Below are 14,886 nucleotides of genomic sequence, written 5' to 3' on the forward strand. Positions count from 1 at the left end.
CAGCCTCGTGAGCCTGGTGGCGTGTCGTCAGATGACGTCTGAGGTCGTCAGATGTCCCGTAGCTCCTTTGCCAGCGGCCCGCCCCCCACCACCTCGACACGCCCGGCCCGTATCGCTTCCTGAAGTGTCAGGCCGCCCCCGGCGAGTGCCGTGCACGTCCCCGAGTCGAGGGCGAGACGGGCATCGGGCTCCTCGGGCGCGGCCCCCTCCGCGTACACGGGCCCGCCGTCTCCGGCGCCGATGCGTACGTAGAACTCCCCCTCCTCCAGCCGCACTTGTACGACCCCGTCGCCAAGTCCCGCCAGGCAGCGCAGCAATGGCAGTGCGAACCAGTGCGCGCGCACCGCGTCGGTGGGCCGCCGCTCCTCCAGCAGGGGGGCGCCCCACTCCCCCAGCGCCTGCAGCACGGGGAGCAACTGGCGTCCGCGGTCGGTGAGTTCGTACACGAAGGCCGCTCCCGGCGGGGGCAGCCGGCGCCGGCTCGACAGTCCGTCCCGTTCCATGTCCTTGAGCCTGGAGGCGAGGACGTCCGTGCTCACGCCGGGCAGGTCCGCGTGCAGGTCGGTGTAGCGGCGTGGACCGGCGAGGAGCTCGCGCACGATCAGGAGGGTCCAGCGGTCACCGACGGCGTCGAGGGCCCGGGCCGCGGAACAGTACTGGTCGTAGCTTCGGCGTGGTGACATGCGACGCAGTCTAGACATGTTGTTGGACTTTCCAAGCCGGTACTTGGTAAAACCAAGCAACACACCAACCTGGAGGTGCGCACCGCATGGAGTTCCGGCAGTCGAGCAAGCTCAGCGAGGTCTGTTACGAGATCCGGGGTCCGGTCATCGAGCACGCGAACGCCCTGGAGGAGGCGGGCCACAGCGTGCTTCGGCTGAACACCGGCAATCCGGCGCTCTTCGGCTTCGAGGCGCCGGAGGAGATCCTCCAGGACATGATCCGCATGCTGCCCCAGGCACACGGTTACACCGACTCCCGCGGCATCCTCTCGGCCCGCCGCGCCGTCGCCCAGCGCTACCAGGACCTGGGCCTCGAGGTCGGCGTGGACGACGTCTTCCTCGGCAACGGCGTCTCGGAGCTTGTCTCGATGGCGGTCCAGGCGCTGGTCGAGGACGGCGACGAAATCCTCATCCCCGCCCCGGACTTCCCGCTCTGGACGGCGGTGACGACGCTCTCGGGCGGCAAGGCGGTGCACTACCTCTGCGACGAACAGGCCGACTGGTACCCGGACTTGGACGACATGGTGGCCAAGATCACGAACCGTACCAAGGCCGTCGTCATCATCAACCCCAACAACCCGACCGGCGCGGTCTATCCGAAGGAGATCATCGAGGGCATTCTCGACCTCGCGCGCCGACACGGCCTGATGGTGTTCGCCGACGAGATCTACGACCAGATCCTGTACGACGACGCCGTGCACCACTCGGTCGCCACCCTCGCCCCCGACCTGGTCGTCCTCACCTTCTGCGGACTGTCCAAGACGTACCGCGTGGCGGGTTTCCGCTCCGGCTGGATGGTCGTCACGGGCCCGCGCCAGCACGCCCGCGACTACCTGGAGGGCATGACGATGCTGGCCTCCATGCGGCTGTGCGCCAACGCCCCCGCCCAGTACGCCATCCAGGCCGCGCTCGGCGGCCGCCAGTCCATCCGCGAACTCACCGCCCCCGGCGGCAGGTTGCGCGAACAGCGCGACCGCGCCTGGGAGAAGCTCAACGAGATCCCCGGCGTTTCCTGCGTGAAACCAAAGGGCGCGCTGTACGCGTTCCCCCGCATCGACCCCCAGGTGCACAAGATCCACGACGACGAGAAGTTCGTCCTGGACCTGCTCCTCCGCGAAAAAATCCAGGTAGTCCAAGGCACCGGCTTCAACTGGCCCCGCCCCGACCACTTCCGCATCCTCACCCTCCCGTACGTCGACGACCTGGACGCGGCGATCGGCCGGATCGGGCGGTTCCTGAGCGGGTACCGGCAGTAGGTGACCCGTCACATGAGATCGACTTCGCACCACACCGTCTTGGTGTACGGATCTCCGCACGTCGTCCCCCAGTGAGTGGCCAGGGCTTCGACCAGGAGAAGCCCGCGGCCGGACTCGGTGTCGGACGAGGCCGGCTCGAGAGTCCCGGGGTCCGGAGGTCGGCGGTCGGGGCGGGCATCCGTGACTTCGATACGGAGCGTGGCGTGGTCGTCCGCGGGATGGAGCGCGAGGCGAAGGCGGAAGTGACGACCCTTCACATGGCCGTGCAGGGCCGCGTTCGCGGCCAGTTCCGCCACGAGGAGTGTGGCCGTGCGGTTGGGTTCGCCGTCGTACGGCCAGCCCCAGGTGTCGAGTTGCCCGGGGGCCAGGCGGCGGGCGAGGCGGGCGCCTCTGCGTGTGGCCGACAGGCGGATGGCTCGTACGCCGCCGATCACTGACGTACAACCGAACTACGCCCCCCGGTCCACTCACGCACTGATGCGGTTGGTGAAGTCCGGCGGCAATGCGGGCGCTCCGGTCCGACGCTTCCGGACCCACGGTAGGCGGTCGCGGGAATGTGACAGTTGGGCGGGAGACTGTCACATTCCCGCGACCGGTCACCTGGCCGGGGAGGGTTCGCCGACATCAGCCACGTACTGGGCGTTCCTGCCGTCGTGCCACCGACATCGACCTGGTGCGAGATACCCCAGGGCTCGGGCGCGGTGGTGACAACTGGTCAGACATCTGTGTCGCTTCTGCCCAAACAGCGTTCACTGTTTCCCCACATACCCCATTGACCATCAATTTTCCGGACATTCGGGGAGCGGTGGGGACAGGGTGGCCAGTGCGTTCTGAGAGTATGCGCGGCACGACTTGGGGATGGGTGGCAGGGGAACCGGCCACATCGGACCTCGTCCCACCGGACCACGTCGGCCTGTCTGGAACTGCACTATTGGCACGGATGTTCCCCCCGGAAGTATCACGGCCATGCATACACCTCGAAGAGTCGCCGCCCTCGGCATGGCCTCGGCCGCCATGCTCGCCGCCGCAATCGCCACGGCACCCAGCGCCGCCGCGGACAGCTACAACGGGTGCGTCTACCCCCGCGTGTGCTTCTATCCCACCGTCACCCAGTGGAACAACGGCAGACCCACGGCCGGCTACCAGGACGTCACCAGCAGCTACCAGAATCTCGGGCCCAACAGCCGAGGTGCTGACTACGTCCGCAACACGCGCAACGACGACCGGGTCTATCTCCGCTACACCTACAACCCGACGGGCGCGACAGGGGCGTTGTGCGTCAACCCCAACACAACCGCGTTCTTCAACTCGAACTTCACGGTGACCGGCATCATGATCCAGACCGCGCCCAGCTGCCCGTAGCGCCTTAGGCCCGCTGAGCGGACCGGGATGGCGCAGTGGAGTGGTCGGCCGCCCCGGTCCGTTCTCGCGCGAGCCTCCATGGGTGTGGGTCGTAGACGCTCACCCGATTCGACTGGCTCCCCCGCTTGCCTCCCGATCCTGCGCCCGTACGCGGCGGCTGCGCCGCCCGCCGGACGGCCCTGCCAATCTGGTCGAGCTGCGGGGCCGTTGGAAGCGGAACGCGCATGATCGTGCCCTGGTTGGCCTCCGGGATCAGGCCGTAGACGAGGATGCACGAGGCGTCGATCCTGCCGACGAGCAGGTCCTCGCGCCAGCCCACGCCCTGCTGTCCCCCGTCCATGGCCACAGAGCCGACACACATACCACTCGTGGAATCGGCCCGTGCGTGCGACAGATGCGATCCCGCCACCACGGGTATGCCCTCCCCATGAGTCACCGACCCTTGCTGCTCCTCGACGTCGACGGCCCCCTCAATCCCTTCGGCGCGCGGTTCGTTCGGCCGCGCGGGTACGTGACGCGGCGGCTGCGACCCGCGAACTGGTCCGCGCGGCAGGTTCCGGGTTCACGGCGGCTACGGCGCGGGCTGCGGGTGCGGCTCAATCCGGGGCATGGGGCGCAGCTGATGGCGTTGCCGTACAAACTGGCGTGGGCCACGACCTGGATGCATGAGGCCAACGAGATGATCGCGCCGGTGATCGGGCTGCCGGGCGATCTGCCGGTGATCGAGTGGCCCGAGATGTTCGTCAGGGATCCCGAGGGTCTGTACTGGAAGACCCGGCACGTCGTGGCGTGGGCTGCCGGCCGGCCCTTCGTGTGGGTCGACGACATGATCACCGACCTCGACGTACGGCATGTCGCCGCGCACCACGACGCGGCCGCTCTCCTGCTGCAGATCGATCCGCGCAAGGGGCTGCGGGAGCGGGACTTCGAGGAGCTGGAGCGGTGGGCTCGCGGGCTGGGACGGACGAAAGGGTGACTGTCAGACCCGGGTCGTAGTCTTCGAATGGGCTCACTGATCACTCACCGGTCAGGCGGAGCCGGATTCGGGGAGGTGCACGCCATGACACGGCCACCAACTGCCGCGCAGCGGCGTGTCATCGAGGCCGCCGATCCCGTGACGGGACGGCTCAGGGGTACGGAGAGCCAGCTCGCGGCGCTGGTGAAGCGCGGGCTTGCCTTTCGGCATCCCCGGCCGCCGCATGATCACTTTCTGACACCGGCCGGGCATCGGATACGTGAGGAGTCGGCCGCGCAGGCCTCCAGTGGTCCGGACCGAAACGCAGCCGCTCCGGCGGGCGGCGCCCGTGCCTCCGCCGGCACCGGAGTCTTCGCCGCCCGCGTCGGCGGTGAGGAGGGCGTCGTCGACGCGGGGCCCGGGCGCATACGGGAGGTGCACAGCGCCTGGCAGGGGCTGCTGGAGTTGCGGCGGATGACCAATCCGGACGGCGCCGTGGACCGGCCGTGCGGATGGGAGCGTACGCATCTGGTGCAGGCCGCCGCGCTGGCACTGGAGGCGGCGGGGCACCGGCCCGCCGGGGCGGACGCCGACGGCTACCGGGTGCGGGCGACACCGCAGCCGGAGGCGGTCGCGGTGCACGCGCCGGACGCCGAGTCACGGCAGGGCTGCGCGGCCACGCTGGAGAAGGCGGGCTGGCAGGTGGGGGAGTACACGGAGCCCCGTACGCGAGCGCGCTATCTGATGGCCTCCCCGCGACGAGCGTGAGAGGAGCATGCCAAGCTGAGTGATCACAACCGTCGGGAAAGAGTGAAGGGGACGCCGTGTCAGAAGCGTCAGGAGCGCCCGGAACGCCCGGAGCGCCAGGCTCATCAGGGCCATCGGAGCCGTCAGGTCCGTTTTCCGTCCGGGTGCTGGTCCGTGGGTACGAGACCGATGTTCAGGGTCATCTCAACCAGAGCGTCTATATCAACTACGCGGAGCACGCCCGCTGGTCGTTATTGCAGGCCGCCGGGATCAGCCAGTCCGGCCTGATAGCCAAAGGGGTGGGGCCGGTGGCGTTGGAGACGACCATCCGTTTCAAGCGGGAGCTGCGGGCCGGCGATGAGGTCGACGTGACGTGCGACTTCCTCATGGACGAGAGCAAGGTCTTCCGCGTCGAGCAGGAGATACGCAAGACCGACGGCACGGTCGCCGCCGAAATCACGGCCACCGGCGGCCTGATGGACCTCAAGCAGCGGAAGCTCGTCGCGGACCCACGCGAGTACTTCCGCGCCCTGGCGAGCGATCCTCGGTACTTCGGCCTCTGATCCCCCGCCGCACACGCATCGGCCCGCCACACAGACATCGGCCACTGCGGCCTCTGATCCGGCACGTCGGCGGCCAGGTGACGGGCAGTCGGTAGCCACACGGCGGGCAGTCGACGGCTACGCACTGGGCAGTCGGTGGCGGAACCGACTGCCCATTCATGGTGCGTTCTCCCCCATGTGGCCGTATTTCCATGCTCAAGTCCTCACACAGCGGGTATCTCTCACCACGGCACCCCTCAGCTGTGGAACCGGAGACCTCAATGCCGCTTGCTCGTCGCGCGTTTCTGATTGCGGTTGCCGGATCTGCCGGTGTCGTAGCCTGCTCGAACGCACCAGCGAAAGGTTCCTCGTCCACGGACGCCAAGGGGGCTTCAGTGAGTGAGACGGGCGCAGCGAGCAGGGCGGCGCGGCGGCTGCTGCCACGGCACTGGCGGCAGTTGAGGTTCGAGACGGTGAGACCCGCCGGGGCCGACGCCTTCCGGGTCTCGGGCAGCACCGGTCGGATCACCATCGGCGGCAGCACGCCCGGCACTCAACTCGCTGGACTGCGCTGGTATTTGAAGAACATCGCGCACGCCAACATCAGCTGGGCCGGTGAACAGCTCGACCTCCCCGAGCAGCTGCCCGGCTTCGAAGGTACCGTCACCCGGCAGGCCAATGTCCCGCACCGCTTCGTCCTGAACGACACGAACGACGGCTACACGGGCGCGTACAACGACTGGGCGTACTGGGAGCGCGAGCTCGACGTACTGGCGCTGCACGGCTACAACGAGGTGCTGGTCTACATCGGCGCGGACGCGCTCTACCACCGGGTGTTCCAGGAGTTCGGGCACACGGACGAAGAGCTCCGGGCGTGGATCGCGGGCCCGGCGCATCTGCCGTGGTTCCTGATGCAGAACATGGGCGCGTTCCCGTATCCGCTCTCGCGGCAGCTGCTCGACGCGCGGGCCGCGCTGGGACGGCGGATCGTCGACCGGGTACGGGAGTTGGGCATGACGCCGGTGTTCCCGGGCTACTTCGGTACGGTCCCGCCGGGCTTCGCCGAGCGGAATCCGGGCGCGCGGCCGATACCGCAGGGCGAGTGGATGGGGCTCGCGCGCCCCGACTGGCTGGACCCGCGGACCGACCACTTCGCGCGGGTGGCGGCCACCTTCTACCGCGTCCAGGACCAGATGTTCGGCCCCTCCACGCTCTACAAGATGGACCTGCTCCACGAGGGCGGCGACCCCGGAGACGTACCGGTCGCCGATGCGGCGAAGGGCGTCGAGAAAGCACTGCTGACCGCGCATCCGGAGGCGATCTGGGTGCTCCTCGGCTGGCAGCGCAACCCGCCGAGGGCCATCGTCGACGCCGTCGACAAGCGGCACGTGCTCGTCGTCGACGGCCTGTCCGACCGCTTCCCGACCGTCGTCGACCGCGAGTCCGACTGGGGGAACACCCCGTACGCCTTCGGCTCCATCTGGAACTTCGGCGGCCACACGACGATGGGCGCCAACACCCCCGACTGGATCGAGCTCTACAACAAGTGGCGCACCAAAGAAGGCAGCACCCTGCGCGGTGTCGCCCTCATGCCTGAGGCGGCCGACAACAATCCCGCCGCCTTCGACCTGTTCTCCGAACTCGCCTGGGAGGACGGCGACTTGAACCTCGAAACATGGTTCAGGGACTGGGCGCACGCCCGCTATGGAGCACGTGATCCGCACGCCGAGGCCGCCTGGGACATCCTGCGCCGCACCGCGTACGGCACGACCCGCGCCGACTCCTGGAGCGAGGGCGCCGACGGGTTCTTCGGCGCCCGCCCCTCCCTCACCGTCAAGTCGGCCGCCAAGTGGTCGCCCAAGCAACTCCGTTACAGTGCCGAGGAGTTCGAGCCCGCACTCGACGAACTGCTGCAGGTGCCCGCGGGACTTCGCGGCTCCTCCGCGTACCGCTACGACCTCCTCGACGTGGCCCGCCAGGCCGCCTCCAACCGCAGCCGCGTTCTCCTCCCCCGCATCAAGAAGGCGTACGACGCCCGGGACGCCGCCGAGTTGGACCGGCTGGCCGGTGCCTGGCTCGCCCTGATCGACGTACTGGAGACCCTGATGGCCACCGACTCCCGTCACCTGGTGGGGCGTTGGGTGGCCGACGCGCGGTCCTGGGGCGCCGACGAGGAGGAGCGGGCCCAGTTGGCGTACGACAACCTGTCGCTGTTGACCGTGTGGGGCACCCGTGAGGGCGCTGACGCGGGCCTGCGCGACTACGCCAACCGCGAGTGGGCGGGCCTGCTCGGCGGGCTGTACCGGCAGCGCTGGTCGACGTACTTCGACGAGCTGCGGTCCGCGCTGGCGGAGGGCCGGGAGCCGAGGGCCATCGACTGGTTCGCGATCGAGGACCGATGGACGCGGGAGCCTGGCCGCCTTGCGACGCGGCCGGTCGGGGATACGTACGAGGCGGCTGTCCGCGTACGCGATCAGCTCGCCGCGACTTCCTGAACTCGTTGAGGAGTGCGGTCAGCCGACTGGGCTTTGGCTGGTCTGGGGTTCTGGGACGGCGGCGTGTGTGCCGGTGGTCAGCGGCGGGGTGGTGTGCTGTGGGGTGGCGGCGAATCCGCTGCGGGTCATCTCGCCCCACACCGGCTTGCCGCCGCGCAGGGCGGCCCACCAGCCCTGCAGCCGCCACACCGCGGTGAGCTGCCGGTATCCGAGGTTTTCCACGACGGTGGCGGCGGCCACGGCGAAGAGATCGGAGAGCCGTTTGTAGCGGTGCAGGCCGAGTTCGTCCAGGAGCAGGGCAAGCAGGGACAGGACGATGGCGTAGCCGAACGCGGCGAGCATGAACAGGATGGCGAAGCCGGGTGAGATGACGCCGTAGGCGAAACCGGCGGCGACGATGAACAGGCCGAGGATCTCCACCAGAGGGGCGATGAGTTCGAACAGGACGAAGTAGGGCAGAGCGACGAGGCCGACGAAGCCGTAGCGGGGGCGCATCATGCCACGGTGCTGCCGCAGCGTCTCGTACAGGCCGCGGTGCCAGCGGCGTCGTTGGCGGGCGAGAACTCTGGCGGTGTCGGGGACCTCGGTCCAGCACACGGGTTCGGGGATGAACGCCACCTTGTACGGGCGGCCGGAGTCGCGCATCAGGCGGTGGACGCGCACCACGAGTTCGAAGTCCTCGCCGATGGTGTCGGGGTTCAGTCCGCCGGCTTCGACGAGGATGTCGCGCCGGTACAGCCCGAAGGCCCCGGAGATGATCAGCAGGCCGCCCATGCGGGCCCAGCCGGTGCGTCCCATCAGGAAAGCGCGCAGGTATTCCACAACCTGGATACGGGCCAGCCAGCGCTTGGGGATCCTCGGTTCCAGCACGTGTCCGTAGCGGACGACGCTGTCGTTGACGGGCCGGATGACGCCTCCGGCGGCCACGACAGACAGCGGGTCGTTGGCGAAGGGCTGCGAGATGATCAGCAGGGCGTCGGAGTCGAGGAGTGAGTCGGCGTCGACCATGCAGATCAGGGGGTGGCGTGCCATGTCGATGCCGAGATTGAGGGAGTCGGCCCGCCCGGAGTTGCGCTTGCGGATCACGACCAGGGACCCGCTGCGCGTGCTGACATGGACGGATGCGGCTCCTTCCCGCACGGGGAGCTCGCCCGGTGGCACGCGATCCGCTTCCACCAGGCCGAACGCCTCACGCAGCCGGTCGAACGTGGCGTCCTTGGAACCGTCGTCGACGATGACGACCTCATGGACCGGATAGCGCAGGCCGAGCATCGCGCGGACGCTTTCGACGATGGTGGCCTCCTCGTTGTACGCCGATGCCACGATCGACACCGGCCGGGTGAACGGGCTGACCGCCGCGTCCTCCCTTCCCGCCACATGGCGCCGCCGCGCGAAGTGGGGGATCGTCCGGCCCGCGAGGGCGATCAGCATCAGATAGCTGGAGTTCAGAACCAGGAAGTAGGTGATCACCAGATACTGGCTGTACTCCACCAGGGCCAGGACGAAAGCCCTCATCACACCACCCCGCCACCCGAGCGCAGCGACAGCAACGCCAGTGCCTCACGAGCGTGCGGTGCCGCCCCGGAGCCGTCGGCCACCAGCTCCCGCAGGCGTGCCGCCCCCGTGGGGCCCAGCCGGGTCAGCGCCTGGGAGGAGGCATGGGCGACGCGGTAGTGCGGTGCGGACGCGGCCCGGGCCAGCGCCCCGACCGCACGCTGGTCGCCGATCAGGCCCAGGGCCTCGGCCGCGGCGGAGGCCGCGCGGGGCGAGGGGTCACTGGCCAGCATCCGCATCAGCGGGTCCACCGCGACAGGCTCGCCCATCCGCCCCAGCGCCTGCGCGGCACTCGCCCGGACCACGCCCTCGCCGTCGCCCAGGGCGTCCACCAGCTGCCGCACCGACCTGCGGTCGCCGATCAGGCTGAGCAGTTCCAGTGCCAGCGCGCGGATCTGCACGTCGTCGCAGCGCGCGGCGTCCAGCAGGCACTCGATGGCCGGGTAGCCGATCTGCAGCAGGGCGTGCCCGATGAGACCGGACGCCACCTGGCGGTGCCCGCGCAGATGCGCGACCAGCAGTGCGGCGCTCGTTGAATCCCCGAAGCGCCCCAGGGCCCGGACCGCCGCCGCACGCACCGTGGGATCGCGGTCGTCCAGCAGGCCGTGCAGAGCGGCGCGTGCACGCACCACCACCTGCTCATCCTCGCGCAGCGTGGGTCCGGCCAAAGTCAGGACCGCCGCGGCCCGCGCCCGCCGAACCCGCCCACGTCGGCACAAGTCCGTCAAAGCCTCCTCGAGGATGCCGCGGCGGGCCAGCACGGCGGTCAGCGCGACATGCCCCTCACCTTGGAGCTGCGACAACAAGAACAGCACGGACGGTTGGACCGACCGCCAGTGCCGGCGGTCCAACGACACCAACTCCTTCAGCGCCTCGTCACCGTCACTGTCACCGGCTGCCGCCGCCAATACCAGTGGCCGGAACTCCTCGGTCCGCGAGGCGTGCAGAGCATCCAGCCGGTTGCGCACGACACGACAGATCAGCAACACCAACAGACCGGCCGTGATGAGCAGCAGCGAGGCGCCCAACGCCGCCGTCACCCAGAACGCCATCACCGGCCGCCTGCCCAGCCACCAACTCTTCGGTCCCCAGCAGCCGACAGGCGCGGAGCACGGCGCCCGGCACCGCCGTACATGGCTGAGAGGACCGCTCCAGAACCGCTCCGATCAGGTGATCCGGGGTACCTCTCGCACATCATCAGTTCCTCTGGGTGGCCAAGGCGTACAGAACCATGGCACCCCGCACCCGGCCGGAACGAACGATCAAGCTACGCCGACCGGGTGAGCCCAGGCATACGAAACCCTCGGCTCAGGCCTGCGCGGCGATCCGCGCGAGCCGCTGCGCCTCCTCGCGCGTAGAACGGGCGATCGCGTCCTCGTCGACGTGCAGCAGGCGGCCGTTTTCGGCGATCTGCCTGCCGCCGACGAAGGACGCGGTGACCGGGGCCGGTGCGCCGAAGACGAGGGCGGTGACCGGGTCGGCGATGGAGGCGTGGGCCAGGGTGTTCAGGTTCCAGAGGACCAGGTCGGCCAGTTTGCCGGGTTCCAGGGAGCCGATCTCGCTTGCTCTGCCGAGGACTTGGGCTCCGCCGTAGGTGCCGAGGCGCAGCGCCTGGCGGGCGTTCAGGGCGGCTTCGCGATGGGCGCCGAGGCGGTTGATGAGGAGGGCGTTGCGCAGTTCGGTGTGGAGTTCGCCGGACTCGTTGGACGCCGTGCCGTCGACGCCGAGGCCGACCGGGATGCCGGCCGCGAGCATGTCGGGGACCCGTGCGATCCCGGCCGCAAGCCGGGCGTTGGACGAGGGGCAGTGAGCCACACCCGTCTTCGTACGGGCGAAGGCGGCGATGTCGGAGTCGTTCATGTGCACGCAGTGCGCCATCCACACGTCCTCGCCGAGCCACCCCGTGGACTCGAAGTAGTCGGTCGGGCCCAGGCCGAACAACTCCTTGCAGAACTGCTCCTCCTCGACGGTCTCCGAACCGTGCGTATGCAGCCGTACGCCCTTGCGCCGCGCCAACTCGGCGCCCTGCTTCATCAGTTCGGTCGACACCGAGAACGGCGAGCAGGGGGCCACGGCCACCTGCGTCATCGCGCCGAAGGAGTCGTCGTGGTGTGCGTCGATGGTCGCCTCGGTGGCGGCGAGCGCGCCTTCGAGGATCTCGACGGCGAAGTCCGGCGGCAGACCGCCGTCCTTCTCGCCGCGGTCCATGGAGCCACGGGCGAGGGTGAAGCGGACGCCCGTCTCGCGGGCCGCGCGGATGATGGCGCCCGACAGGTCGCCGGAGCCCTTCGGGAACACGTAGTGGTGGTCCATCGCGGTCGTGACACCGCCGCGGGCCATCATGGCGAGCGAACCCTGGGCCGCCACGTACGTCATCTGCTCGTCGATGCGCGCCCAGGTCGGGTAGAGCGCGACGAGCCAGTTGAAGAGGTTGTGGTCCGTGGCGAGGCCGCGGGTGAGCCACTGGTAGAAGTGGTGGTGGGTGTTGACCAGCCCGGGGGTGACGAGGTGACCGCTCGCGTCGATACGGCGTACCACGCCCGTCAGGCCCTCGGGGCTCCTGCCCTCACCGACCGACTCGATCACGTTGTTCGCCACGACCACATGGCCCGAGGCGTACTGGGTGTCATCGGCGTCCACGGTCGCAATCGCCGCGTTCTCGATGACGATGCGCTGGGTTGCTGCCATGGTTCGCCCTTCAGAGGTTGGTGAGGTCCGCCGGGATGCGCGCCTCGCACCCGTCCCGCAGGACTGTGGCCTCGATCAGGCCGTACGGGCGGTCGGCGGCGAAGTACACCTCGTTGTCGTTCTTGAGGCCGAACGGTGCCAAGTCGACGAGGAAGTGGTGCTTGTTCGGGAGCGAGAAGCGGACCTCGTCGATCTCCTCGCGGTGGTCGATGATGCGCGCCCCCATGGCGTACAGCGTCTGTTGCAGCGACAGCGAGTACGTCTCCGCGAACGCGGCGAGCATGTGCTTCTTCACCTGCGCGTAGGACGCCTCCCAGTCGGGCATCGTCTGCTCGTCATCGGTCCAGTTGAAGCGCCAGCGCGCGGAGACCTCGGTGGCCAGGATGCGGTCGTACGCCTCGGGGAGGGTCGTGTATTTGTCCTTGACGTAGCCCCAGAACTCGGAGTTGGTCGAGTTCATGACGGTGAGGTCCTTGAGGCCGGAGACGACCTCCCACGACGAGCCGTCGTACGTGATCTGGGCGAGCCGGGTCTCCTGGCCCTTGCGGACGAAGGAGTGCTCGCCCTCGCCGGAGTGCTCGATGCGCTCCCAGGCGTACTCCTCGATCCGGATGCGGGCCCGGTGGATGGGTTCCTGCGAAGTCACGAAGTGGCGGGCGAGATGAGTGCCGAACTGTTCGGCGGACTCGATGCCCTTCTCCTTGGCGAAGGCGTACACCGTGTTTTTGGTGGTGTCGGTCGGCAGGACGTTGGCGTTGGAGCCGGAGAGGTGGACCTCGTCCATGTCGCCGCTCAGCGACACCGAGACGTTGAGGTCCTTGATGTGGTGGGTGGCGCCGTCGCGCGTGATCTTGACGACTCGGTTCTCGGCCTTGCCGTACTGGTTCTGTCCAAGGATGGGCATCGTGCACTAGCTCCCTCGGTATACGGAGTAGCCGAACGGGTTGAGCAGCAGCGGTACGTGGTAGTGGTCGCCGGGCTTCACGGCGAACGTGACCGTGACCTCCGGGAAGAACGCGGCCTCGTCCCGGTGCGCGGCCAGGTACGCCTCGGTCTCGAATCGGAGCCGTACGTGGGTGGTCCCCTCCGGCAGCGCCGGGAGGTCCTTGCAGCGGCCGTCGGCATCCGTGGCGGAGGTGCCGAGCGCCGTCCACTCGGCCTCGGTGCCGGCTCCGCGTGCCGACAGCGCGACGGGCACACTCTCGGCGGGGCGGCCGATGCTGGTGTCCAGGATGTGGGTGGACACCGATGCGGTACTCATCAGTGGTCGTCCTGTTCTTGTACTTCTTGTGCGTCTTCTTCTGCTTCTTCTACGAGTCGGGCGAGCCGGATGCGGTTGATCTTGCCCAGCTCGGTGCGGACGATCTCGCGCTCCTGCTCCGGCGAGTTGCCGATCCGTATCTTCACCGCGTCGCGCATCTGCTCGCCGGTCAGGCCGGTGGCGCAGATCAGGAAGACGTGGCCGAACTTCTCCTGGTACGCCAGGTTGAGTTCGAGCATCTCGGCCTTCAGCTCCTCGGAGGCACCGGCCATGCCGCGCTGCTCCCGGGACGAAGTCGGATCGCCGGGCTTGGGGCGGCCGATGGGCGGGTGCCCGGCCATGGCCTCCGCCAGGTCGCCTTCGGTCAGCTCCGCCATGGCGGCGTCACCGGCGGCGAGGAGGTCGTCGGCCGTGGCGTAGGGACGTCCCGCGAGCAGCCTGCGCCCCCACTCCGCCGAAGCGCATGCCTCGTGCAGCGCCGCGGCGGCCGCACGCTCCTCCAGGGCGTTGAACCGGGCGAGGCCCGGCGTCGACGAAGGCGAAGAACTCGAAGTCACGGGGACCAGCTAACGCCCTGCGGCCACGCGACGTCAACAGTTTGTTGAAAGAGTCGGAGGGGCGGCCTCTGCTCAGGCCTCTTTCTCACGGTTCAGGTAGTTGTAGACCGTGAACCGGCTGACGCCGAGGGCGCTCGCGACGGTTTCCACCCCGTGCCGTACGGAGAACGCTCCGCGCGCCTCGAGGCTCCGTACGATCTCCTGCTTGGCCTTGCGGTCGAGCTCGGCAAGGGGCTTGCCGTGCTTGCGTTCCAAGGCGGCGAGGATGTGGTCCAGGGAGTCGGCGAGCTGGGGCAGGCGTACGGCGACGACGTCGGCGCCCTCCCAGGTGAGTACGACATCGTCCTCGCCGGCCTGCTCGGGCGGCAGCATCTCGCCGCCCATGGCGTCGACCAGCGGCTTCACGGCCGTGATGAAGGCCTGGTCGCCGATGCCGGTCACGTCCCCGGTGCCGGTCACGCCTCATCCTCCGCGATCACGTTGAACTGGAGCGAGATCCGGGTGGCGCCGGAGTCCAGGGTCTTGCGCAGCAGGGCGTCCACGGCGGTGAGTACGGCGTCGGCGCTGCCCTCCGCGGTGTTGCCGAACGGCCCGACGTCCACCGCGTCCAGCTCCGCCGCCTCGATGACCTCGCGGGCGACCATCGCGTGCGGCGGCGCCTCGTCGAGGTCGAAGGGCTCGGTCGTGAACTCCACTCTCAATCGCACGCGCTCAACCTAACGCGCCCGCAGCGGCCACGGGGAGCCG

Annotated in this window: 17 protein-coding genes; 6 read left to right on the forward strand and 11 right to left on the reverse strand. The window is 69.0% G+C overall.

All coding sequences use genetic code 11. The annotated features are described in order from the left end of the window. Window positions 1-47 precede the first annotated feature (47 nt). Window positions 48-683 carry a winged helix-turn-helix transcriptional regulator gene (locus OHT21_RS08915; RefSeq protein ID WP_328767715.1) on the reverse strand — a complete coding sequence of 212 codons (636 nt, stop codon included), beginning with the start codon at window positions 681-683 and terminating at the stop codon, window positions 48-50. Window positions 684-769: 86 nt separating this feature from the next. Here OHT21_RS08915 and OHT21_RS08920 point away from each other — a divergent pair, with 86 nt between their 5' ends. Further along, window positions 770-1,978, forward strand: coding sequence for a pyridoxal phosphate-dependent aminotransferase (locus OHT21_RS08920; RefSeq protein ID WP_328767716.1), 1,209 nt, complete (start codon window positions 770-772; stop codon window positions 1,976-1,978). 8 nt (window positions 1,979-1,986) lie between these two features. Here OHT21_RS08920 and OHT21_RS08925 read toward each other — a convergent pair whose 3' ends face one another. After that, a complete protein-coding gene (locus OHT21_RS08925) occupies window positions 1,987-2,412 on the reverse strand; it encodes an ATP-binding protein (RefSeq protein WP_328767718.1) in 426 nt (141 codons plus the stop codon). 532 nt (window positions 2,413-2,944) lie between these two features. On the opposite strand from OHT21_RS08925, the gene OHT21_RS08930 reads away from it, so the two are divergent. Continuing rightward, complete coding sequence (locus OHT21_RS08930; RefSeq protein ID WP_328767720.1) at window positions 2,945-3,340, forward strand: hypothetical protein; 396 nt, start codon at window positions 2,945-2,947, stop codon at window positions 3,338-3,340. Window positions 3,341-3,344: 4 nt separating this feature from the next. Here the strand turns inward: OHT21_RS08930 and OHT21_RS08935 are convergent, their stop codons facing one another. Beyond that, complete coding sequence (locus OHT21_RS08935) at window positions 3,345-3,680, reverse strand: hypothetical protein (RefSeq protein WP_328767721.1); 336 nt, start codon at window positions 3,678-3,680, stop codon at window positions 3,345-3,347. Window positions 3,681-3,767: 87 nt separating this feature from the next. Here OHT21_RS08935 and OHT21_RS08940 point away from each other — a divergent pair, with 87 nt between their 5' ends. The 4 genes from OHT21_RS08940 (at window position 3,768) to OHT21_RS08955 (ending at window position 8,079) form a co-directional block, all read left to right on the forward strand. After that, on the forward strand, window positions 3,768-4,316 hold the full coding sequence (locus OHT21_RS08940) for an HAD domain-containing protein (protein WP_328767722.1): 549 nt from the start codon (window positions 3,768-3,770) through the stop codon (window positions 4,314-4,316). An 84-nt stretch (window positions 4,317-4,400) separates the two neighbouring features. Further along, complete coding sequence (locus tag OHT21_RS08945; protein ID WP_328767723.1) at window positions 4,401-5,063, forward strand: hypothetical protein; 663 nt, start codon at window positions 4,401-4,403, stop codon at window positions 5,061-5,063. A gap of 143 nt (window positions 5,064-5,206) precedes the next feature. Further along, window positions 5,207-5,605, forward strand: coding sequence for an acyl-CoA thioesterase (locus OHT21_RS08950; RefSeq protein ID WP_328767724.1), 399 nt, complete (start codon window positions 5,207-5,209; stop codon window positions 5,603-5,605). A gap of 260 nt (window positions 5,606-5,865) precedes the next feature. After that, window positions 5,866-8,079 (forward strand): alpha-N-acetylglucosaminidase, encoded by a 2,214-nt coding sequence (locus OHT21_RS08955; protein WP_328767725.1) that lies wholly within the window; start codon window positions 5,866-5,868, stop codon window positions 8,077-8,079. An 18-nt stretch (window positions 8,080-8,097) separates the two neighbouring features. Here the strand turns inward: OHT21_RS08955 and OHT21_RS08960 are convergent, their stop codons facing one another. The 8 genes from OHT21_RS08960 to OHT21_RS08995 form a co-directional block, all read right to left on the reverse strand. Further along, window positions 8,098-9,594 (reverse strand): glycosyltransferase family 2 protein, encoded by a 1,497-nt coding sequence (locus tag OHT21_RS08960; protein WP_328767726.1) that lies wholly within the window; start codon window positions 9,592-9,594, stop codon window positions 8,098-8,100. After that, window positions 9,594-10,685, reverse strand: coding sequence for a HEAT repeat domain-containing protein (locus OHT21_RS08965; RefSeq protein WP_328767727.1), 1,092 nt, complete (start codon window positions 10,683-10,685; stop codon window positions 9,594-9,596). Before OHT21_RS08965 ends, OHT21_RS08960 begins: the two co-directional genes overlap by 1 nt. Window positions 10,686-10,941: 256 nt before the next feature. Then, window positions 10,942-12,321, reverse strand: a complete 1,380-nt coding sequence (locus OHT21_RS08970; RefSeq protein ID WP_328767728.1) for an 8-oxoguanine deaminase — start codon at window positions 12,319-12,321, stop codon at window positions 10,942-10,944. Between the two features lie 10 nt (window positions 12,322-12,331). Then, window positions 12,332-13,225, reverse strand: coding sequence for a factor-independent urate hydroxylase (gene pucL, locus OHT21_RS08975; RefSeq protein ID WP_328767729.1), 894 nt, complete (start codon window positions 13,223-13,225; stop codon window positions 12,332-12,334). A gap of 6 nt (window positions 13,226-13,231) precedes the next feature. After that, window positions 13,232-13,582, reverse strand: coding sequence for a hydroxyisourate hydrolase (uraH, locus tag OHT21_RS08980; RefSeq protein WP_328767730.1), 351 nt, complete (start codon window positions 13,580-13,582; stop codon window positions 13,232-13,234). After that, complete coding sequence (uraD, locus tag OHT21_RS08985; RefSeq protein WP_328767731.1) at window positions 13,582-14,139, reverse strand: 2-oxo-4-hydroxy-4-carboxy-5-ureidoimidazoline decarboxylase; 558 nt, start codon at window positions 14,137-14,139, stop codon at window positions 13,582-13,584. The genes uraH and uraD overlap by 1 nt, the downstream gene beginning before the upstream one ends. 72 nt (window positions 14,140-14,211) lie before the next feature. Next, a complete protein-coding gene (locus OHT21_RS08990) occupies window positions 14,212-14,580 on the reverse strand; it encodes a helix-turn-helix domain-containing protein (RefSeq protein ID WP_328774010.1) in 369 nt (122 codons plus the stop codon). A gap of 14 nt (window positions 14,581-14,594) precedes the next feature. After that, the gene (locus tag OHT21_RS08995; RefSeq protein WP_328767732.1) at window positions 14,595-14,846 is read right to left on the reverse strand and encodes a hypothetical protein; all 252 of its coding nucleotides are present in this window, start codon (window positions 14,844-14,846) and stop codon (window positions 14,595-14,597) included. Window positions 14,847-14,886 lie beyond the last annotated feature (40 nt).

The organism is Streptomyces sp. NBC_00286, from assembly GCF_036173125.1.
Lineage (GTDB): Bacteria > Actinomycetota > Actinomycetes > Streptomycetales > Streptomycetaceae > Streptomyces.